Consider the following 18,497-nt stretch of genomic DNA (forward strand, 5'->3'; position numbering starts at 1 on the left):
TCGCCGTCGCCCGGCCCCTGCGACGTACGGGAGCCGCGCCCCGGCGCGTTCGTTCGCCCGGGCGCACCCCGGGGAAAACCACCCCGCGGGGACCCGTGCCGCTCTACCGTGCCCTCAGGCGTTCGGCACGGCACCGGAGGTGGGCGGATGGACGACGAAGAAGACATGCGGCTGGCGCGGATGACACCGGAGATCTCCCGGCGGACCCTCGCGATGCTGCGGGGCCTGGCCGGGCTGGAACCGCCGGAGCAGGTCCCCGAGGAGGCCATGATCGTGGCCGATGCGATCCTCGCCGAACACGGCACCGACGGACTCCGGGTCCTGGTGATGACCCTCGCCGCCTGGGCGACGGCGCAGATCGAGAACGTGGCCGAGCTGAGCCGGCGCAGCCACGAGGCGGTGCTCGACGCGATGGAGCTGGCCTGCTTGGAGGCGGGCGCCGAGGACTGAGCCGTCACTTCCCGTGCAACGGCGGTGACCCACAGGTCCCGGGGCGGGCGGCCACGGGGGCGGAGCGAGTGGCCACCGGGGGGCGGAGCGCCGTATCGAGGCGTCGCACTACCCCTTGCGCCGGAGTCGGCGACACTGAGGTGAGCAGCACCGTTGTGGGGGGTCGTGATCGGAGGCCGTCGTGAGCACACCTTCCCCCATCCGGCTCGCCGCCGTGCTGTCCACCGAGCATCGCCGGCGGCTCATGGCCCTGTCCCGGGAGGTCAATTTCCGCGAGGGCACTCGGATCTTCGACGAGGGCAGCCGGGCGGATTCCTTCTGGATAGTGCGTTCCGGCACCGTCACCCTGGAGCTTCCCGTCCCCGGCCGCCGGGCCGCCCCGATCGAGAGCCTCGGCACGGGTGAACTGGTGGGCTGGTCCTGGCTCTTCCCGCCGTACACCTGGCAGCTCAGCGCCGAGGCGATGACCCTGGTGCGGGCGTACGAGTTCGACGCGCCGACGGTGCGGATGCTGATGGACGCCGACCCCGCCTTCGGATCCGCCATCGGGCACTGGGTGGGGCGCGTGCTGGCGATGCGGCTCCAGCAGACGCGCACCCGGCTCCTCGATCTGTACGCGCCGCGCAGCCCGGCGACCCGCTGAACTCCCCGGCTCCCGAACCTTCGGGCCGCCGAGCCCTCGGGCCCGCCGGGAGCCCCGAAGCCGCGATCCGCGGCCCGCGCCGCCGGTCAGCGAGGTGCGGGCCCGGTCCCTCCCGTCCCATGAGCCCCCCGGAAGCGGGCTTCTTCGGCCGTTTCGGTGCTCTCCGTTCGCACTGGTCAACGGACCGTCACCGCTGCGGACTGCACTCATGCGCTTACGAACGGTGACGCGAAATCGCGGCCCGAACGAGCGTTCTGGCGCCGCATGGGCAAGACTCCCGTCCGTTATCCGGCACGACAACCCCGAGGAGTGTTCGAAATGCGGTCCATCAGCAGGAGTCTGGGACTGGCTTCCGGAGCCATGGCGCTCACCGCTCTCACCGCGCTGGCCGGGTCCGGAGCCGCCGACGCGGCGCCCACCGGAGCCGAAACCCTCTACGCCCCGTCGGCGCTCGTGGTCAGCGTCGCCAGCGGAGAGGACCCCGCCCAGGCGACGGTGATGCGCGCGGTGACGCTGGTGTGCGCTCCGCGGCCGGCGGGCACGCACCCGGACCCGGCAACGGCGTGCGCCGAACTGCGGGCGACCGGTGGCTCGCCGGACGCGCTGACAGCGCCCCGCGCGAACGTGCGGTGTACGAGGGAGTGGAACCCGGTGACGGTGACGACCGACGGAGTGTGGCAGGGCCGCCGGCTGAACTACGCGCACACCTTCGCCAACCCGTGCGAGCTGCGCAGCAGTGAGGGCGTCCTGTTCCACGTGTAGGACGGCGCACGAAAACCCGCCGGGCGGCGCCGTGCGACCGCCGCCCGGTCCGCGTCACCCCAGTTCGAGGCTCGTGACCCCGTAGAGGCCCGCCAGGTCGAGCTCCGGCGCCGGGCCGGTGTACATGCGGGCGGTCTCGAAGGTGGGCACCAGCCCCAGCCCGGCCATCAGCTCGACCGCGGCCGGGTTCGCGTCCGGTACGTCCACGGCGACCTGCCCGCCGGGAGCGTGCCGAGCGAGCCCCCGCAGCAGGCTCGCGGCGACCTCGGGGCCCGCTGCGTACAGCGGGCCGATCCTGGCGGCCGCGCTGCCCGGGCGGACCACGCCGAGGCCTTCGACCCGTCCGTCACGGACGGCGGCGAGGGCCGTCCGCCCGGGCAGCCCGGTCCACGCCGCGAGGAAGGAGTCCCGGGCCTCCGGGAAGAACAGGCGGTCGTAGGCGGCGAGTTCCGCGAAGGGCAGCGAGGCGGCGTCCACCAGCCGCACCCCGCGGTCGTCACCGGCCGCCGGAACCCCCTCGTAGCGGACGTTGTTCCAGGCCCGGCGGAACCCGGACTTGCGGTAGTTGCCCTGCTGCTCGACCACCCCGTCCAGGCCGACCAGGCGCCCGTCGAGCCGTTGCGTCCCGGCGTTCCACAGCCGGATCCCGTACCCCCGGCCGCGCACGGCCGGCCGGGCGATGTAGAAGCCGATGAACCCGAAGCCGGCGCCGTAGCGGACCGCCGAGATGCAGGCCACCGGCTCCCCGTCGAGCCGGCCGACGAGGAATCCGCCGGGGTCCGCGACGGCGAAGGCGAAACGGTCGCCGACACCCGGGTTCCAGCCTTCCTCCTCGGCCCAGGAGCGGATGAGTTCCATGTCGCAGGCGCTCGCGCCGGTGATCTCGAAGCCCGTCATGCCGGTGTTTCTACCAGACGCCACCGCGCCCACGCAGCCCCGCCCGTCAGGTCTGACTCATCGTCAGCAATGCGGTGGTCGCGGCCGGATCGGCCTCGCGGTGCAGGTCGCCGACCTGCCCGTCACCCAACTCGGCGACCCGCCGGACGCCGTCCGCGCGCAGCGCGGGGCCGGAGGTGACGAAGCGGCATCGCAGTGCCTCGACAGCCGCCCGCAGCGGATCCGGGTCCGGCGTCAGGGTGTCGGCCGACGGGCTGTCCGGGCGGGCGGCCCACCTGATGCGGGGCGCCCGGCCGGAAGGCGGGACAACGCCCTTGCGGCGTCCCCGGCTCACCCGCCCCTGGTCAGCCCGCGCAGATCACGTCGTCCACCCGGATCGGCCGGCTGTCGAGCCGTACGTACGCGGTGAAGGTGTCCGTGGCGCCGCCGTCCCAGTGGGTGGTGACGGTGGCCCAGCCGACGCCGGCGTTCTGGGCGACGGTGGCAGGGCCGACCGTGATGCGGTTGGGCTTGCTCTGGGCGCACAGCAGCACGTCGCTGTCCGGGTTGTTCCTCTGTTTGTCCTTGAGCTGCTGGGAGACCCGGTGCCGGCGGTCGTGGGCGGAGGGCCCGTGGACCCCGTAGAAACCGGTGAGGAAGCCGCTGATCTGGGCGGCGGTGTGCCGGCGGGCGAGGGCGGCGATGTCCCCGAACGGCGGCGCGTCGGCCAGTGCGGGGGTGGCGGCCGCCGCCGGGACCAGAAGGGCGGTCAGGGCGAGGAGCAGCGCGCCGGGGAGGTGAGGGGTGAGCTTCATGTCCGGTTTGTAGCTGCCCGCGCGGTCCGGCCGGGCGGGACGCGGCGGGGACCTCACCCCAGTGGGGGCGGGATTCACCACTGTGGCCTTCGGGCCGCTCCCCCGGTCCGGCCGGGGCCCCGCGGACGGGCCCGCGCGGGCCTGAGCCGCGGAAAACCGGTGCGCGGAAAACGGGTTCGCGGGCCGGGGTTGGTCTGCGTAGGGTCGGCTCATGGGGAAGCCGCTCGTCGCAGTGTTCAGTGGGGCCGGGATGTCCACCGATTCCGGGATTCCGGACTACCGGGGGCCGCAAGGGCTGTGGCGGCGCGAGCCGGACGCCGAGAAGCTCGTCACGTACGCGTACTACATGGCCGATCCGGACGTCCGGCGGCGATCGTGGCTGATGCGGGCCGAGATCGGCGCCCTCGGGGCCCGGCCGAACGCCGCGCACGTCGCGGTGGCGGAGCTGGAGCGCGGCGGTACGCCGGTCCGGGTGATCACCCAGAACGTGGACGGCCTGCACCAGCTCGCCGGGATGCCCGCGCGCAAGGTGTTCGAGCTGCACGGGACGGCCCGGTCCGTGGTGTGCACGGCGTGCCACGCCCGGTCGGGGATGGACGAGGCGCTGGCCCGGGTGGCCGCCGGGGAGCCGGATCCCGCCTGTCACGCCTGCGGCGGGATCTTCAAGGCCGCGACGGTGATGTTCGGCGAGCGGCTGGACCCGCAGGTGCTCGGGCAGGCCATGGCGGTGGCCAAGGGGTGTCAGGTGTTCATCGCCGTCGGGTCGACCCTCCAGGTGCAGCCCGCCGCCTCGCTGGCCGGGATGGCCGCCGAGGCGGGGGCCCGCCTGATCATCGTCAACGCGGAGGAGACCCCGTACGACGCCCTCGCTCACGAGGTGATCCGCCAGCCGATCGGGACGGCCCTGCCGGCGCTGCTGGCCCGGATCGGCGGCTGATCGGATCCTGTCCGGCCCCTGGCCGCCCCCGGTCAGCCCTCGGCGTCGGCCGCCCGGCGCATGTGCGCCACGTCCAGCTTCTTCATCGTCATCATGGCGGCCGTCGCGCGCGCGGCCCGTCCCGGATCGGGGTCGGCGATCAGGTCGAGGGTGCCGGCCGGGACCACCTGCCAGGACAGCCCGAACCTGTCCTTGACCCAGCCGCAGGCCGACTCCTCGCCGCCGTTGCCGCTCAGCTCGTCGTAGTAGTAGTCCGCCTCGGCCTCGTCGGCGCAGTGGATCATGAACGAGACGGCCTCGGTGAAGGGGAACTGGGGGCCGCCGTTGAGGCCGAGGAACTTCTGCCCGTTGATCTCGAACTCGATGGACAGCACCTCACCGCCCGGGCCGGGCACCGCCTCGTTCCTGCGGACGGTGCGGCCGCGCTTGCCGTCCTTGAAGACGGACAGGTAGTAGTCGGCGGCGGCTTCCGCGTCGCCGTCGAACCACAGGCACGTGGTGAAGCCGGTGCTGCTGCTCATGACTGCCTCCAGGGTGGGTGCGCGGGACGGACCCGGAAGCGGGTGCCGTCTCCTGCATACAGACCGGCCCCCGGCCCGGAACTCATCGGTGGGCCGGGGACCGGTCTGTGTCCCTCGGGTAATGCACTCGTACGGATTACAAGGCGAGCATCCGGTCGACGACGCGCTCGGCCGCGTGACCGTCGTCGAGGTCACAGAACTCCGCGCGGAACGCCGCCCGCGCCTCGGCGTGCTCGGCCGCGACCGCGTCCGCGTTCCGCACGGCCTCGATCAGGCTCGCGGAGTCGGCGAGGAGCGGCCCCGGGGCCTTCTTCTCCAGGTCGAAGGTGAAACCGCGGAGCGTGTCGCGGTAGTGCTCCAGGTCGTACGTGAACAGCAGGATCGGCCGGTCGGTCAGCGCGAAGTCGAAGATCGCGGACGAGTAGTCCGAGATCAGGACGTCGGCGACGAGCAGCAGGTCCGTGGTGTCGGGCCAGCGGGACACGTCGACCACGAAGCCGTCACGGGCTCCCTCGCGGACCTGCTCGTTCACCTTGTGGTGACCGCGGACCAGCAGGACGTGGTCCTCGCCGAGCTCGCGCCGGGCGGCTTCGAGGTCGATCTGCAGGTCCAGCTTGTAGCCGTTCGACCAGCCCTCGCGGTTCTCCCGCCAGGTCGGCAGGTAGAGGACGACCTTCTTGCCGTCGGGCAGGCCGAGCCGCCGCCGGACCTCGGCGACGCGCTGCTCGTCCGGGCGGACGAGGGCGTCCGTGCGCGGGCTGCCGGACTCGATGATCTCGCCGTCGTAGCCGAGGGCGCGCTTGAGTACCGGGGTCGCGTACGAGCTCGGGGAGGCGAGCAGCGACCACTGGGCGGCGTCGTGGCGCAGCGCGTCGAGCGCCTCGGGGCTCGTGTAGTAGTCGTGCAGGTAGTCGTGGCCGATCTGCTTCAACGGCGTTCCGTGCCACGTCTGTACGACGGTCTGCCCGGGGCGGCGCCGGAAGTGTCCCGGCACGCTGTCGTTGACGACGTAGTAGCGGGCGCGGGCCAGGACGTCCCAGGCCTCCAGGCTGTCGTACTGGACGGCGCGGGCGGTCGACGGGACCTCGGCGCGGCCGTCGCGGACCAGCCAGACGTGGTCCAGCTTCTCGCCGCGCCGCACCAGTTCCTCGTGGATGGCGCGCGGCGAGTCGCCGGCGCCGTTCCCCTGGAAGGTCTCGTACACGACCATGTCCTTGACCGGCAGGGCGGACTGGGCCGGGTAGGTGATGTCGCGGGCGACGCGCTGGGCGTACCGCGAGCGGTCGTGCGGGCTGATCAGCGGGTCGCTGTTCAGCACCAGCCGGTCGTACAGACGGGCCTCGACGCGCATGCGGCGGCCGTCGACGGTGAGGTGGTGCGGTCCGGAGAAGAGGACCGGAGGCAGCAGCTGGAGCGGCGCGCCGCGGTCGACCCCGAGCAGGCCCGCGGTGGTGCCGCCCTGGCTCACCGGGCGCAGCGTGGGCCACCAGCGGCCGTGCGGCAGGGTGGTGCGGCCGGCGTACGGCTCGGGCAGGACCGGTTCGAAGGAGGCCTCGAAGCGGTCGCCGTCACGGGTCACGGGGTAGCTGAACTCGCTCCCGTGGTGGTTGTGCAGGACCAGCTCGTACGGCTCGTCGGCCGCGTCGGCGGGGGCGTGGAAGCTGCCGGCGAGGGTGAGGGTGCCGTTCTTGGCGGTGACGGTGTCCACGAGGGGCGGCGAGGCCTGGACGGACAGGACCAGGTGGCCCGACGTGCCGCGCTTGGCGAAGACGGCGCGGCCGGTGGCGTCGCCGGGCACCGGCACGACCAGTCCGGTGAAGCCGCCCCGCTCGTCCAGCGTCAGGGGGTGTTCGGTGCCGTCGGCGCGGACGACGGACAGGTTCCACGCCTGGGGGCCCCACTCGCCGGGCCCGGGCAGCGGGACGTCGGCCAGCTCGGCCAGGCGCAGGACGGCGGTGAAGGGGACGCGGCCGTTCTGGGCGGCGTCCGCCGTGTCCAGCGCGACGGTCAGGGTGTCGTCACTGCCGACGTGCGTCGCGCGCAGCGAGGCGCCCCGGCCGATTTCGGTGGAAAGCTCGCCGGACACCTCGACGGCTTCGTCGCCGGACGGGCGTACGTCCAGGGCCCGGGCGCGGACGACCTCGACCTTGATGGTCAGGGCGCCGGCGACGGTGGGGACGATCCGGACGTCGGGGGTGGCCCAGTAGGCGGGCGGGTTGTGGCCGCTGTCGTGGTCGCCGCCGCGCAGGCGCGCCCGGTGCAGGCCGCCGGCGCCGGTGACCGCGATCGAGGTGGTCCACGTACCGTCGTTCCAGGTCCCGCCGGTCTGGAAGACCGTGGGGTCGACGACGGCGGTGAAACCGGCCCAGTCCGCGTGCCGCAGCGCGAGGTGCGACTCGTTGACGGTGGCCATCGGGGAGGCGACCGTCCGGGCGGTGACGACGCTGCGGCGGCGCTTGCCCTGCTCGCGGAAGACCAGCATCTTGCGGGAGCCCAGGCGGCTCTCCGCGCCGAGGTGGCCGGGCAGCGCGTAGCCGCGCAGGAGCAGCTTGCCGTCGCTCCAGGCGGCCTGTTCCAGGCGGCTGACCACGCGGCGTTCGCGCGGGCCGAGGGTGAGCAGCTTGGGCGGCACGGGGGCGGTGAGGAAGGGGTAGTCGGCCTGCGGGCGGGCGAGTCCCTTGACCGGCACGCTGTAGGAGTAGTCGCTCTGGTGCTTGTTGAGGGCGATGAACTCCTCGACGCGGCCCTCGCGGGCGAGGTACGCCTTGAGCCGGTCGGCGACGGTGAGGTCGGTCCAGGGCCCGGTGCCGATCTCCCGGATGAGGCCGCCGACCTCCTTGACGAACGCCGCGCGGAACTCGGGGCCGCCCTCACCGACGTACTTGTAGATGAGCGGCAGCTCTTCGCTGAGCACGTTGTGGTCGTACTCGCGCAGGTACCGGGCGTACTTCTCGCCCTGCTTGCCCTTGAGGGCGTCGCGGACCATCCGGATGGACGTCACGCGGTCGATCACGGAGACGGGGTCCGTGGAGCGCTGGGTGATGGAGCGCTCGCCGGTCTCGCGCACCCGCCAGTGGTAGACGACGTCACTGATCACGTCGACGCTGGTGGCGAAGTAGTGGGCGGGGATGCTGACGGGCGCGTCCTCGTAGAGGATGCCTTCCGGGTACTGGAAGCCGTGCTCGTCCCAGAAGCTGCGCCGGTAGACCTTGTTCCACGCGGTGCGGTCGGTGACCAGCGGCGCGAACTTGGAGATGTGGGTCTTGAGCCTGGTGGTGGCGAAGGGGGCGCGGTGTCCCCAGGACTGCTGCATGCCGACGGAGCGGAAGCGCAGCACGTTGCCGCCGGCGAAGTCGGAACCCGTCTCGTCGAGGGCTTCGATCAGCCGCTGGTAGGCGTCCACCGGCATGGTGTCGTCACTGTCGACGAAGGCGAGGTACTCGCTGCCTTCGGATATGTGACGGGCACCCGCGTTGCGGGCGGCACCGAGTCCGGCGTTCTTCTGACGGACCAGTCGGAACCTGTCGTCCCGCGCGGCGAAGGCCTCGCCTATCGCGGCACTCGCGTCGGTGGATCCGTCGTCGATGAGGACGACCTCGAAGTCCTCGAAGGTCTGGGCGGCGATGGACTCCAGGCACTCGTCGAGGTAGAGCTCGACGTTGTAGACCGGTACGACGATGCTCAGGCGCGGGGGCATGGGTGGCAGGTTCTCCAGCTATTTGCTTTGTTGATGATCAACCGATTAGAGCATCTTACTCGGTAACGGGATGATAAAGTCCGCCCATCCTCGGACATATCGCCCCTGGTCGCCGGGCGGACGGCAAAGAATTCAACCGCCCGCCACCGAGCCGTCGCGACCCTCGCGGGTACTCCTCAGATCTCCAGCTCGCTTTCGATCTTCTTCAGCTGGTGCCGGGCCATCGCGAGGTTGGCGCGTCCCCGGTCGAGCGCGAGGTAGAGGAAGAAGCCTCCGGTGCTGCGCGCCTTCATCAGCCGGATCAGGTGGTACTGGCTGCCGAGGGTGATCAGGATGTCCTCGATCTCGTCGTTGAGGCCGAGCATCTCCATGGTGCGGACCTTGGCCCGCACCACGTCCGTGTTGCCCGCCGCGGCGATCCCGAGGTCGAGGTCCTTGCCCCCGCCGACGGTGCCGAGCGCCATGCCGCTGCCGTAGTCGACCAGCGCGGCGCCGAGCGCGCCGTCGATGGTGGTGGTGGCTTCCTTGAGGGCGGTCTCCACGTTGGCCATGAGTGCTGCCTTTCTCTGTCGTTCCTGCTGTCGTCGTCTGCTGTCGCTGTGGGAGCGGCTGTGCCGGGACGCCGTGTCGCGGCGGTCTGCCGTGGTCTTCGTAAGGAACTCAGGGAGACGGCGCCTCGGTCGGCATGGGCGGGGCCACCGGGCCTCCGCGCCGGCCGAGGCCGTGCTCGACGAGTTCGGTGATGCGCAGGCTGGAGCGCCGGGCCTCCAGGTGGAGCCGGCCCACGTTGACGCGCGGTTCGGCGATCAGGGTGAGGACGGCCGCCTCCCCGGCGGCGTAGGTCGCGACGTAGCCGTGTTCGCCGCGGACCAGCAGCTCCCGGAAGCCGCCCTGGCCCGTGCAGTCGCTGAGCCGCTGGGCCACGCCGAGGGCCGCCGCGGTCAGCGCGGCGACGGATTCGGCTTCGGCGGCGGCGCTGTCGTGGGCGAGGACCAGGCCGTCGGCGCTCGCGGCGAGGGCGCCGGTGAGCTGGGGGACGCGGGCCCGCAGGCGCCGCAGCTCCGCGCGTATCTCGGCTTCGGTCTCGGCGGTCACCATCACCGTGCTCATCTCGGCCGGCCTCCTTTCGGGCTGCCTGCGCTCGGAGCGGTCGGCGCGCAGGACCGGTCGCAGCGGGAGCCTCACAGGCTTGCCTCCAGTGCGTCGCGTAACCGGCGGAGCAGCGCCACGTCCGGGGTTTGGGTCTGGGTCATCCAGTCGGGCAGGGATGCCCCGGCGACCGGTGCCGGGGCGGGCTCGTACGGCGTCTCGACCAGGCCGGCGGCCGCGAGCCTGCGGACGTCGAGCAGCGTGTGGAAGGCCGGGCGGCCCAGCACCCAGGCGAGGTCGGCGGGTGTGCGCACGCCGTCGGCCTGCCGGAGCAGGAGGCGCTGGCGGGCGGTGACCGTCTGGCCCGGGGCGGCCGGGCGGGGCACCACGGGGGCGGTGTCCAGCAGCGGGTACGGCCACACCGCGTCCAGGAGTTCCCGGCGCCGCCGGGTCTCGCGCTCGACGGCGGCCGCGGGGACGGACCGGACGGAGCCGATCCAGTGGGTGGCGCCGCGCCGGAACCGGGAGGGGCCGCTGCCCGGGGAAAGGGCGAAGAAGGCGGCGTCGAAGATGGCGGCGACGTGGCAGATCTCCAGCTCCCCGCCGGCCAGGCCACCGCTGTCCACGAGGAACCGGGCGACCTGGCGGCGGGCTCCGGCCTGGCTGATGGCCTCGTTCCAGCGTTCGGGGGCGAGGCCGCCGCCGGCGGTGAGCAGGACGCCGAGGCCGGGGGTCGAGGGGCTCTCGGCGTGCACGACCCGGCCGTGCTCCAGGAAGAGCGTGCCGCGGTCGCGGAGCAGGGCGCCGGTGGCGCGCTCGGCGGCGAGGCGGGTGAGCAGCGGGGAGACGGCGGTGGCGGGGCTCGCTGTTGCGGCGGTCATCTGAGCACCAGTCCCTCGGCCAGGGTGCGGAGTCTGTGCCGGGCGAGGGCCAGGTTGCCGTCGGCGCGGTCGAGCCAGAGGTGGAGGAAGACGCTGCTGTCGAAGCTGGTCTCCACGAAGCGCAGGACGTGGTAGCCGGTCCGGGTGGTGACGATCAGGTCCTCCACGGGCGGGCCCGCGGGGGCGCCCGGGCCGGGTCCCGCTCCCGGACCGGATCCGGCTTCGGTTCCCGGTTCCGCCGGGGCGAAGGACTCGTACTCCGCGGCCGCGCGGGCCAGCTCGGCGGTCTCGGCGGCGGTGGTCTCGTGGTCGCCCACCGGTGAGTCCCCCGCGGTACCGAGGGCCAGTCCGCTGCTCCAGTCGACCAGCGCGGCGCCCCGCGCACCGGGCAGGGCCATGGCTTCGAGCAGACATTCGTCGATCCCGGGCACGCGGGCTCCCCTCCCGGCTTGACGTGCTGGGTGCACGGTCGTACGGCGCGACAGGAGGGAACTTACTCAACTTCCACAGAGCGAAAAGGCGTTCTGGCATTTTCCGCTGGAACATGCGCGGTAGCACGTGCCAGCTTGGCCGGAACGTGTCAGCTTCCGATCACGAGGGCCGGATCCTGACGGCTCGATCACGACGGCCGAGCGCCACCGGCTTCCTTCCGGCGGCCCGAGCGGGACGCTCCGCTCACGACGCCAGTGGCAGGTCGTCCGCGAGCCGGAACGCTCCGCCCTCGCGCTGTACGTACCCCTCGTGGCTGAGGGTGCGCAAGAGGTGGTAGACGGTCGGCAGCGGGATCCCGGTGATCCGCGAGAGCCGCTTGGCTGTGGCACCGCCCTCCGCGTGCATCGCCTCCACGAGGCGCAGCGCCCGCTGCACGGAACCGATCAGGGTGGGTGCGCTGTCCTTGTGGGTGTGCTCGGTGCCCATGATGAGTCCCCCTGCTCCGTGACGAGGCTGGCAAACCCATCAAAGTCGCTCACCGGCCACAAAACCAGCTGACTCGCGTAAACCTGAGCATAAGATCAACCACCGCCCGGCGCCCGGGAAGCGCGATCTTCCTCGTGGGAGCGGGCGGTTCCCCTGCGCGGGTACGGACTTCCCGGTGATTGTCAGTGGGCCGCCGTACCGTTGTCGGCATGGGTAACTCAGGGGGATCCTTGGTCGTACGGTCCGCGGCGCGACGGCTGCCGGACCTGATGGAAGCCGCAGGTTTCACCGGTGTCGAGGCGTCGGCCCCGGCGGTGGCCGGCTGGCGGTCCGCGGAGTTCGAGGAAGCGGACCGGCAGGGTGTGGCGCGGCTGGCCCGGCTCGTGGACGCGCCGGTGGTGGCGGTGGAGTTCCTCGACAGTGACGTCGGCTTCGTCGAGGCCACCGCGCCGGCCGGGCACCGCTGGAGGGCGCTGCTCGATCGCGCCAAGGCGGTGGACTACGGGATACCCGTGCACGAGTTCCCCGTGCTGCCGGCGGTGTGCGCCGCCCTGGCGTGGTCGGCGGCGGCCGGACTCACCGCCGACGGGGCCGCGGTCCGCCGCGCCCTGACGGAGTCGGCCGTCTTCACCGAGCACCTCGCGCAGGACCTGTTCGCCGGCCTGGGCCTGCCCCAACCGGAGTCCGGGGTGCGCTAGTTCGCGCGGGTGAGGTCTTTCGGATTCCGCCTCGCCACGGGCAAGGCCCGCGGCGGCGTGCCTGACGCCGCGGGGGACGCGGGCCGTTCCCGGGGCTCCCCACCGCGCCCCCGCGCGTGTCACGCTGCCCGGCATGGAGCGGCTCATCGAGGAGATACGCGAGGACTTGGAACGCCGGATCACCGTGGCGGCGGACCGGCTCACCGACCGGACGCAGGCCGAGGACCCCGCGTACGCCGCGCTGATCGGGCGGCCCGGGCTGCACGAGCGGATCCACCGCACGCTGGGGCAGGCCGTGTCGGGCCTGGCCCGGGTCTCCCGGGGGCTGCCGGTGGATCGGGCCTGCGCCGACACGGCTCGCGCCGAGGGGACGGAGGCGGCCGAGCGCGGACTGCCGCTGGATTCCCTGCTGCGCGGATACCGGCGCGCCGGGCGGTCGTTGTGGCAGGCGCTGACCGAGGCGGTGACCGCGCACGACCGGGCTGCGCTGCCGCGGCTGCTGCCGGCGGCGGCGGAGCTGTGGGAGGTGCTGGAGCGGATGTCGGACGCCGCGTCAGAGGCGTACCGGGACGCCGTCGCCGCGCGCGCCGACCGGGACCGGGAGCACCGGGCGGCCCTCCTCGACGCGCTGTTGGACAACGGGGGGACGGCCGCGGAGGCCGCGGAGGCCGCCGCCCGGCTCGGACTCCCGGAGCGGGGCCGGTTCGCGGTGATCGCGTCCGGGCCGGGCGGGTCCCCTCCCGGCCCGGTCCCCGCCCCGGCTGCGGCCGGCGCCCCGCGCGTGTGGTGGCGGGTGCGCGCCGGTGGCGCGAGCGGGCTGGTGGAGCTGGGCCACCATCCCCTGGAGGCCGTACGGGAGCTCCTCGCGCCGCCCGGCGCGCGGGCCGGGGTGAGCCCGGTGGTGGTGTCCCCCGCCGAACTGGCCGGCGCCCGCAGGCTGGCGGAGCTGGCCCTGCACACCGCCCCGGCGGCGGGTGGCCCGGGCGCCACGCTCCTGGACGAACGGCTCCCGGCGGCGCTGGTCGCCTCTGACGCCGAACTCGCGGGGCGGCTGCGCAAGGTGGTGCTGGGCCCGGTGCTGGAGCTGCCGCCGGAGGACCGCCGGGTGCTGCTGACGACCCTGGGAACCTGGCTGGCCTGCGGGGGCTCGACCACGTACGCCGCGCAGCGCCTGTACTGCCACCGCAACACCGTCTCGAACCGGCTGCGCCGACTGGAGCGGCTCACCGGCCGGTCGCTGTCCGATCCGGCACAGGTCGTGGAACTGGCGCTGGCGCACGCGGCGGTGCTCCAGCACGCCGCCGGCTGAACTACCCGGCCGGTAGCCCGGCCCCGCCGGTTTCCCCGGCCTGCGCCGACTCCAGGAGGTACGGCACGTCGATCACCGCGACGCCCGGGGTGAACAGCAGCCTCGCCTTGAGCCGCAGCGCGTTCTGGTTGTGCAGCGGCTGCTCCCACCAGTGGCCCACCACGTATTCCGGGATGACCACCGACAGCACGTCCCCGCCCTCGGTGGCCGCCAGCTCCTGGATGTGGGCCATCATCGGGCCGACCACCTCGCGGTAGGGCGAATGCAGCACCTTGAGGCTGATCCCGGGGGCGTGGTCCGCCCACGCCTCGCGCAGCCGCCGCATGTCGTGCTCGTCGGCGGCCACGGACACGGCGGTCAGGGTGTCGGGGTGCAGGGCCTGCGCGTAGCCGAGCGCCTTGAGCGTCGGGGCGTGCACGGAGGAGACCAGCACCAGGACGTGGTGGCGGGCGGGCATGCGGGGAAGGGCGCCGGCGGGGACGGCGACCTGTCGCGTGACGGCGTCGTAGTGCCGCCGGACCCCCTTCATGCCCAGGAACAGGGCGGGCATGGCGATGCAGACCAGCCAGGCGCCGTGGGTGAACTTGGTGACGAGGACGATGACCAGGACCAGTGCGGTGAGGGTGGCGCCGACCGCGTTGATGGCGAGCCGGCGGTGGATGTGGATCCGCTCCTCCCTCGGGGTGGCGGGCGAGGCCAGTTCGCGCCTCCAGTGCCGGACCATCCCGGCCTGGGAGAGGGTGAAGGAGACGAAGACGCCGATGATGTAGAGCTGGATGAGGCGGGTCAGCTGGGCGTCGAAGGCGACGATCAGGGCGATCGCGGCGAGGGCGAGCAGCACGATGCCGTTGGAGTAGACGAGCCGGTCGCCGCGGTTGGAGAGCTGGCGCGGCGCGTACCGGTCCCGGGCGAGGATGGAGGCGAGCATCGGGAAGCCGTTGAAGGCGGTGTTCGCGGCGAGGACGAGTACGCCGGCGGTGACGGCCTGGAGCAGGTAGAAGAGCGGGTGCCAGTCGCCGAAGGTGGCCCGTCCGATCTGGGCGAGCGCGGTCGACATCGGCGTTCCCGGGGGCAGGCCCAGCTCGGTGGGGTCGGCGGCGACGTGCACCTCGTAGACCATGGCGAGGACGGTGATGCCCATGAACATGGTCACCGCCAGGGCGCCCATCGCGGCCAGCGTGGTGGCGGCGTTGCGGCTCTTGGGTTTGCGGAAGGCGGGCACGCCGTTGCTGATCGCCTCGACGCCGGTCAGTGCCGTACAGCCGGAGGCGAAGGCACGCATCGCGAGGAACACCAGCGCGATCCCGGTGTACGTCCCGTCCGCGGTGATCGGGAGCGTGGCGGACTCGGCCCGGATGGTGTCGCCGGTCCCGATCCGGAACGCGGCGACCGCGAACATGAGGTAGATGACGAGGACGAAGCCGTACGTCGGGACGGCGAAGACGCGCCCGGACTCCCGTACGCCGCGCAGGTTCATCAGCGTGAGCAGCACCACGAAGGCGACCGAGAGGGCGACTTGGTGGTCGTTGAGGGCGGGGATGGCCGAGGTGATGGCGGCGACGCCGGAGACGACGGACACCGCGACAGTGAGCACGTAGTCGACCAGCAGCGCGCTGGCGGCGGTCAGCGCGGCGGTTTGGCCGAGGTTCTCCGCGCTGACGACGTACGCGCCTCCGCCGCCCGGGTAGGCGTGGCAGGTCTGGCGGTACGAGGCGACGACCACCACGAGCAGGAAGACGATGGCGGCGGCCGCGTACCAGGCGAGGTGGAGCAGGGCGACGCCGCCGAGGGCGAGGGTCAGCAGGATCTCCTCGGTGGCGTAAGCCACCGAGGACAGCGGGTCGCTGCAGAAGATCGGCAGGGCGAGCCGCTTGGGCAGGAGCGTCTCGCCCAGTCGGGCGGTGTCGAGCGGCTCACCCACCAGCACGCGTTTCGCATTGATACGCCTCATTCAGGCATGATCAGCCATTTTCCGTGCATTCCATCCTCTATCGGTGCTGTGTCCCGGATCCGGGTGGCGCGGGGCCGCCGTCGGGCGGGGGACGCCCCGGACCCTTCGGCGCCCCGGACGTCGGCGGGCCCGTCGGTGCCCGGGGCCCGTCGTCACTACGCCGTGCGCATTTTGGCCGCCGCGCTGCGGATGGCCTCCCGGATGCGGAAGTAGGTGCCGCAGCGGCAGATGTTGGCTATGGCGTCGATGTCCTCGTCCGTGGGGGTGGCGGTGCGCTCCAGCAGGGCGACCGCCGCCATGATCTGGCCGGGCTGGCAGAAGCCGCACTGGGAGACGTCCTGTTCGAGCCAGGCTTCCTGCACCGGGTGGAGCCTGTCCCCCTCGGCCAGCCCCTCGATGGTGGTGACCGTCTTCCCGGCACAGGCGGATACGGGCACGACGCACGGTCGGACGTCCGCGCCGTCGAGATGGCTGGTGCAGGCCTTGCAGACGTCCACCCCGCAGCCGTACTTCGGCCCGCGCACGCCCAGCATGTCGCGGAGCACCCACAGCAGGGGCAGGTCGTCGGGCGCGTCGACGGTCACGCTCTGTCCGTTGACGGTGAAGGTGTGCGAGGGCACGGCGGGGCTCCTGAGCTGGCGCGGCGGGAGGCGGACTAGCGCGGGTAGGGGGTGAAGTCGACGTCGAAGGAGAGCGGGAAGGAGCGCGGCTTGGATCCGGTGGCGCGGGCCCACGCGTTGGCGATCGCGCCCACCGCGGCGGGTACGCCGAGTTCGCCCGCGCCGCCCGGCTCCGTACCGGTCGCCGGGAGGACGAAGACCCTTACGTCGCGCGGGGTGTCCCGCTGCTGCGCCCAGTGGAACTGGCTGTAACTGCCCTCCAACGGCAGGCCGTCGTCCAGGTGGAGGCCGGCGCGCAGGGTGGTGGAGATCGCGTCGGTGAGACCGCCGATCATCTGGGCCTCCACACCCCGCGGGTTCACGGGCAGGCCGACGTCGGCCACGACGACCGCCTTGGTGACCCGGACGTGCCGCGAATCCCGGGTGTCGATCTCGACCAGGCACGCGGTACGGGACTTGTACTCCTCGTGGAAGGCGATGCCCTGTGCGCAGCCCGCGGGCATCGGGCGTCCCCATTCGCCTTCCTGCGCGGCCTTGTCCAGGACCGCGCGCTGGGCGTCGGTCTTGAGGAAGGCGCGCCGGAACCGGTAGGGGTCCTTGCCGGTCCGCGCGGCCAGTTCGTCGACCACGATCTCCTCCGCGCCCCGGGTGTTGGCGGAGTACACCGATCGCCAGGAGCCGGTGGGGACTCCGGTGGGTGTCTCGGTGAGCGTCTGGGTGGTGAGTCCGCAGTGGTACGGGGACTTGACGGTCGTGAGGAAGAGCGTCTGGGCGAGGGTGGCGTTGCCGAGCCCCGAGGGCAGGCCGGCCGCGGTGGCGGTGATGATCTCGCCGAGGCCGTGCCGGAAGTCGGTTTCGGCGGCGGCGACGCGGTGCTCGAAGCTCAGCACCTCGCCCAGGGCGTAGGTGGCGCGTATCCGGTGGTGGGTGGCGGGCCGCATCCGTCCGTGGCGGGTGTCGTCGACACGGGTCCACATCAGCCGTACCGGGCGGCGGCAGATCTTGGACACCCGGGCCGCTTCCAGGGCGGCGTCGAAGAAGAGCCGCCGGCCGAAGGAGCCGCCGGCCTGGACGACGTGCACGGTGACCTTGTCCAGGGGCAGTCCGAGGTCGGCGGCGATGCTCTCGCGGGCCACGATCGGCGATTTCAGCCCGGACCAGATCTCGGCGCGGTCCTCGCGCACGTCGGCCACGGCGGAGTTGGTCTCCATCGGCGCGTGGCTGACGAAGGCGAAGTCGAATTCCGCGTCCACGTACGGGGTGAGCAGCGGCGGCAGCAGGGGCGGCGGGTTGACGGCGCGCAGCTTCGCCCGGACCTGGGCGTCCGAGAGCCGGTCGGCCGGGCCGGGTCCCCAGGTGACCTGGAGCGCGGCCTTGGCGTCGAGGGCCTGGCCGAAGGTCTCGGCGACGACGGCCACCCCGGTCGGGATCGTCACCACGTGCAGGACTCCGGGCATGGCCTGGACGGCGGCGCGGTTGGCGACGGCGCGGACGCTGCCGCCGAGGGTGGGCGGGCGGCGCACGACGCAGGGCTTGGCACCGGGTACGTCGAGGTCGAGGGTGTAGCGCTGGGCGCCGGTGACCATGGCGCGGGCGTCGATCCGGCCGGCGGGCTTCCCCACGAGGGCGTGTTGGGCCGCCGGCTTCGGGGCGGAGCCGAGGACCGGGAGGGCGGGGTCCGCGGCGGCCTCCGCGAGGCTCCCGTAGTCGGCGGTACGGCCGTCGGGGGCCCGGACGACGCCGTTCGCGGTGGTCAGGGCGGAGGGGGTGAGTCTCCAGCGGGCGGCTGCGGCCGCGACCAGCCGGGCCCGGGCGGTGGCGGCGGTCTGCCGGACCGGCCCGTACAGGGAGCGGATGGAGTTGGAGGAGCCGGTGAGCTGGTTGAACAGCAACTCGGGACGCGCGTCGTCGAGTTCGACGCGTACGGCGGTCAGCGGTGCGTCGAGCTCCTCGGCGACGAGGACGGCGACGGCCGTGGTCAGGCCCTGGCCGACCTCCTCGCGCGGCAGCCGGAAGCGGATGGTCCCGTCCGCTTCGACGGCGAGGGCGAGCAGCGCGGCGGTGGGGGCGCCCGCCAGGATGAACAGGTCTCCGAGGTCCACCAGGTCGGCGAGGGCGGGAAGCGTCGGCACCGCGGCGTCGGCGGGCTGCGGGGCCAGGGCGTCCGCCCCGGCCCGGGTGACGAGGGCGAGGGTCGGGGCCGCGACGAGGTGCGTGAGGAAGGAGCGCCGGCTCCGGTCGGAGGTGGGGCTGTGCCCGCTCATGTCTTCTTGTCCCCCACCCCGCGCGCGGTCCACCTGAGTGGACCCCCCGTTGATTACCGACACGTA

The 18,497-nt window shown here is 73.0% G+C and carries 19 protein-coding genes; 6 read left to right on the forward strand and 13 right to left on the reverse strand.

Going from position 1 to position 18,497, the window contains the following annotated elements:
• Positions 1 to 147 precede the first annotated feature (147 nt).
• From OHA81_RS04375 to OHA81_RS04385, 3 genes are all read left to right on the forward strand, one after another.
• A complete protein-coding gene (locus tag OHA81_RS04375; RefSeq protein ID WP_329192937.1) occupies positions 148 to 450 on the forward strand; it encodes a hypothetical protein in 303 nt (100 codons plus the stop codon).
• A 181-nt stretch (positions 451 to 631) separates the two neighbouring features.
• Complete coding sequence (locus OHA81_RS04380) at positions 632 to 1,093, forward strand: Crp/Fnr family transcriptional regulator (protein ID WP_329192939.1); 462 nt, start codon at positions 632 to 634, stop codon at positions 1,091 to 1,093.
• Between the two features lie 318 nt (positions 1,094 to 1,411).
• Entirely contained in the window at positions 1,412 to 1,855 is a 444-nt protein-coding gene (locus OHA81_RS04385; RefSeq protein ID WP_329192941.1) for a subtilase-type protease inhibitor, read from the forward strand.
• Between the two features lie 54 nt (positions 1,856 to 1,909).
• On the opposite strand, the gene OHA81_RS04390 is transcribed toward OHA81_RS04385, so the two are convergent.
• Genes OHA81_RS04390 through OHA81_RS04400 form a run of 3 tightly spaced genes read right to left on the reverse strand, consistent with a single transcriptional unit; the run spans position 1,910 to position 3,546 of the window.
• Entirely contained in the window at positions 1,910 to 2,752 is an 843-nt protein-coding gene (locus OHA81_RS04390) for a GNAT family N-acetyltransferase (protein WP_329192943.1), read from the reverse strand.
• 46 nt (positions 2,753 to 2,798) lie between these two features.
• Positions 2,799 to 3,086: an ATP-grasp domain-containing protein gene (locus tag OHA81_RS04395; RefSeq protein ID WP_329192945.1), complete on the reverse strand. Its 288-nt coding sequence runs from the start codon at positions 3,084 to 3,086 to the stop codon at positions 2,799 to 2,801.
• A gap of 10 nt (positions 3,087 to 3,096) precedes the next feature.
• Positions 3,097 to 3,546 (reverse strand): hypothetical protein, encoded by a 450-nt coding sequence (locus OHA81_RS04400; protein ID WP_329192947.1) that lies wholly within the window; start codon positions 3,544 to 3,546, stop codon positions 3,097 to 3,099.
• A gap of 211 nt (positions 3,547 to 3,757) precedes the next feature.
• Between OHA81_RS04400 and OHA81_RS04405 the strand changes: the two genes are divergently transcribed.
• A complete protein-coding gene (locus OHA81_RS04405) occupies positions 3,758 to 4,483 on the forward strand; it encodes an SIR2 family NAD-dependent protein deacylase (protein WP_329192949.1) in 726 nt (241 codons plus the stop codon).
• 32 nt (positions 4,484 to 4,515) lie between these two features.
• Here the strand turns inward: OHA81_RS04405 and OHA81_RS04410 are convergent, their stop codons facing one another.
• From OHA81_RS04410 to OHA81_RS04440, 7 genes are all read right to left on the reverse strand, one after another.
• On the reverse strand, positions 4,516 to 5,004 hold the full coding sequence (locus OHA81_RS04410) for a VOC family protein (RefSeq protein WP_329192951.1): 489 nt from the start codon (positions 5,002 to 5,004) through the stop codon (positions 4,516 to 4,518).
• Between the two features lie 136 nt (positions 5,005 to 5,140).
• Positions 5,141 to 8,701, reverse strand: a complete 3,561-nt coding sequence (locus OHA81_RS04415) for a bifunctional glycosyltransferase/CDP-glycerol:glycerophosphate glycerophosphotransferase (protein WP_329192954.1) — start codon at positions 8,699 to 8,701, stop codon at positions 5,141 to 5,143.
• 176 nt (positions 8,702 to 8,877) lie between these two features.
• A complete protein-coding gene (locus tag OHA81_RS04420) occupies positions 8,878 to 9,252 on the reverse strand; it encodes a hypothetical protein (protein ID WP_329192956.1) in 375 nt (124 codons plus the stop codon).
• A gap of 109 nt (positions 9,253 to 9,361) precedes the next feature.
• The gene (locus OHA81_RS04425) at positions 9,362 to 9,811 is read right to left on the reverse strand and encodes a roadblock/LC7 domain-containing protein (protein WP_329192958.1); all 450 of its coding nucleotides are present in this window, start codon (positions 9,809 to 9,811) and stop codon (positions 9,362 to 9,364) included.
• Positions 9,812 to 9,882: 71 nt separating this feature from the next.
• Positions 9,883 to 10,671, reverse strand: a complete 789-nt coding sequence (locus OHA81_RS04430; RefSeq protein WP_329192959.1) for a transcriptional regulator — start codon at positions 10,669 to 10,671, stop codon at positions 9,883 to 9,885.
• On the reverse strand, positions 10,668 to 11,102 hold the full coding sequence (locus OHA81_RS04435) for a hypothetical protein (RefSeq protein ID WP_329192961.1): 435 nt from the start codon (positions 11,100 to 11,102) through the stop codon (positions 10,668 to 10,670). Before OHA81_RS04435 ends, OHA81_RS04430 begins: the two co-directional genes overlap by 4 nt.
• A 244-nt stretch (positions 11,103 to 11,346) precedes the next feature.
• Positions 11,347 to 11,589 (reverse strand): helix-turn-helix domain-containing protein, encoded by a 243-nt coding sequence (locus OHA81_RS04440; protein ID WP_329192962.1) that lies wholly within the window; start codon positions 11,587 to 11,589, stop codon positions 11,347 to 11,349.
• 209 nt (positions 11,590 to 11,798) lie between these two features.
• Between OHA81_RS04440 and OHA81_RS04445 the strand changes: the two genes are divergently transcribed.
• On the forward strand, positions 11,799 to 12,287 hold the full coding sequence (locus OHA81_RS04445; RefSeq protein ID WP_329192964.1) for a hypothetical protein: 489 nt from the start codon (positions 11,799 to 11,801) through the stop codon (positions 12,285 to 12,287).
• Positions 12,288 to 12,420: 133 nt separating this feature from the next.
• Positions 12,421 to 13,596 carry a helix-turn-helix domain-containing protein gene (locus OHA81_RS04450; RefSeq protein WP_329192965.1) on the forward strand — a complete coding sequence of 392 codons (1,176 nt, stop codon included), beginning with the start codon at positions 12,421 to 12,423 and terminating at the stop codon, positions 13,594 to 13,596.
• Between the two features lies 1 nt (position 13,597).
• On the opposite strand, the gene OHA81_RS04455 is transcribed toward OHA81_RS04450, so the two are convergent.
• The 3 genes from OHA81_RS04455 to OHA81_RS04465 all read right to left on the reverse strand — a co-directional run bounded on the left by OHA81_RS04455 (position 13,598) and on the right by OHA81_RS04465 (position 18,431).
• Positions 13,598 to 15,547, reverse strand: coding sequence for an APC family permease (locus OHA81_RS04455; protein WP_329192967.1), 1,950 nt, complete (start codon positions 15,545 to 15,547; stop codon positions 13,598 to 13,600).
• A gap of 155 nt (positions 15,548 to 15,702) precedes the next feature.
• Complete coding sequence (locus OHA81_RS04460; protein WP_329192970.1) at positions 15,703 to 16,167, reverse strand: (2Fe-2S)-binding protein; 465 nt, start codon at positions 16,165 to 16,167, stop codon at positions 15,703 to 15,705.
• A gap of 35 nt (positions 16,168 to 16,202) precedes the next feature.
• Positions 16,203 to 18,431 (reverse strand): xanthine dehydrogenase family protein molybdopterin-binding subunit, encoded by a 2,229-nt coding sequence (locus tag OHA81_RS04465; RefSeq protein ID WP_329192971.1) that lies wholly within the window; start codon positions 18,429 to 18,431, stop codon positions 16,203 to 16,205.
• Positions 18,432 to 18,497: the final 66 nt, after the last annotated feature.

This window comes from Streptomyces sp. NBC_00667 (assembly GCF_036226825.1).
Lineage (GTDB): Bacteria > Actinomycetota > Actinomycetes > Streptomycetales > Streptomycetaceae > Streptomyces.

Coding starts and splice junctions, on each gene's coding strand:
- OHA81_RS04385 (WP_329192941.1), top strand. CDS start 1,412: ATGCGGTCCATCAGCAGGAGTCTGGGACTGGCTTCCGGAGCCATGGCG.
- OHA81_RS04405 (WP_329192949.1), top strand. CDS start 3,758: ATGGGGAAGCCGCTCGTCGCAGTGTTCAGTGGGGCCGGGATGTCCACC.
- OHA81_RS04430 (WP_329192959.1), bottom strand. CDS start 10,671: ATGACCGCCGCAACAGCGAGCCCCGCCACCGCCGTCTCCCCGCTGCTC.
- OHA81_RS04465 (WP_329192971.1), bottom strand. CDS start 18,431: ATGAGCGGGCACAGCCCCACCTCCGACCGGAGCCGGCGCTCCTTCCTC.
- OHA81_RS04375 (WP_329192937.1), top strand. CDS start 148: ATGGACGACGAAGAAGACATGCGGCTGGCGCGGATGACACCGGAGATC.
- OHA81_RS04415 (WP_329192954.1), bottom strand. CDS start 8,701: ATGCCCCCGCGCCTGAGCATCGTCGTACCGGTCTACAACGTCGAGCTC.
- OHA81_RS04410 (WP_329192951.1), bottom strand. CDS start 5,004: ATGAGCAGCAGCACCGGCTTCACCACGTGCCTGTGGTTCGACGGCGAC.
- OHA81_RS04420 (WP_329192956.1), bottom strand. CDS start 9,252: ATGGCCAACGTGGAGACCGCCCTCAAGGAAGCCACCACCACCATCGAC.
- OHA81_RS04390 (WP_329192943.1), bottom strand. CDS start 2,752: ATGACGGGCTTCGAGATCACCGGCGCGAGCGCCTGCGACATGGAACTC.
- OHA81_RS04425 (WP_329192958.1), bottom strand. CDS start 9,811: ATGAGCACGGTGATGGTGACCGCCGAGACCGAAGCCGAGATACGCGCG.
- OHA81_RS04455 (WP_329192967.1), bottom strand. CDS start 15,547: ATGAGGCGTATCAATGCGAAACGCGTGCTGGTGGGTGAGCCGCTCGAC.
- OHA81_RS04450 (WP_329192965.1), top strand. CDS start 12,421: ATGGAGCGGCTCATCGAGGAGATACGCGAGGACTTGGAACGCCGGATC.
- OHA81_RS04445 (WP_329192964.1), top strand. CDS start 11,799: ATGGGTAACTCAGGGGGATCCTTGGTCGTACGGTCCGCGGCGCGACGG.
- OHA81_RS04440 (WP_329192962.1), bottom strand. CDS start 11,589: ATGGGCACCGAGCACACCCACAAGGACAGCGCACCCACCCTGATCGGT.
- OHA81_RS04400 (WP_329192947.1), bottom strand. CDS start 3,546: ATGAAGCTCACCCCTCACCTCCCCGGCGCGCTGCTCCTCGCCCTGACC.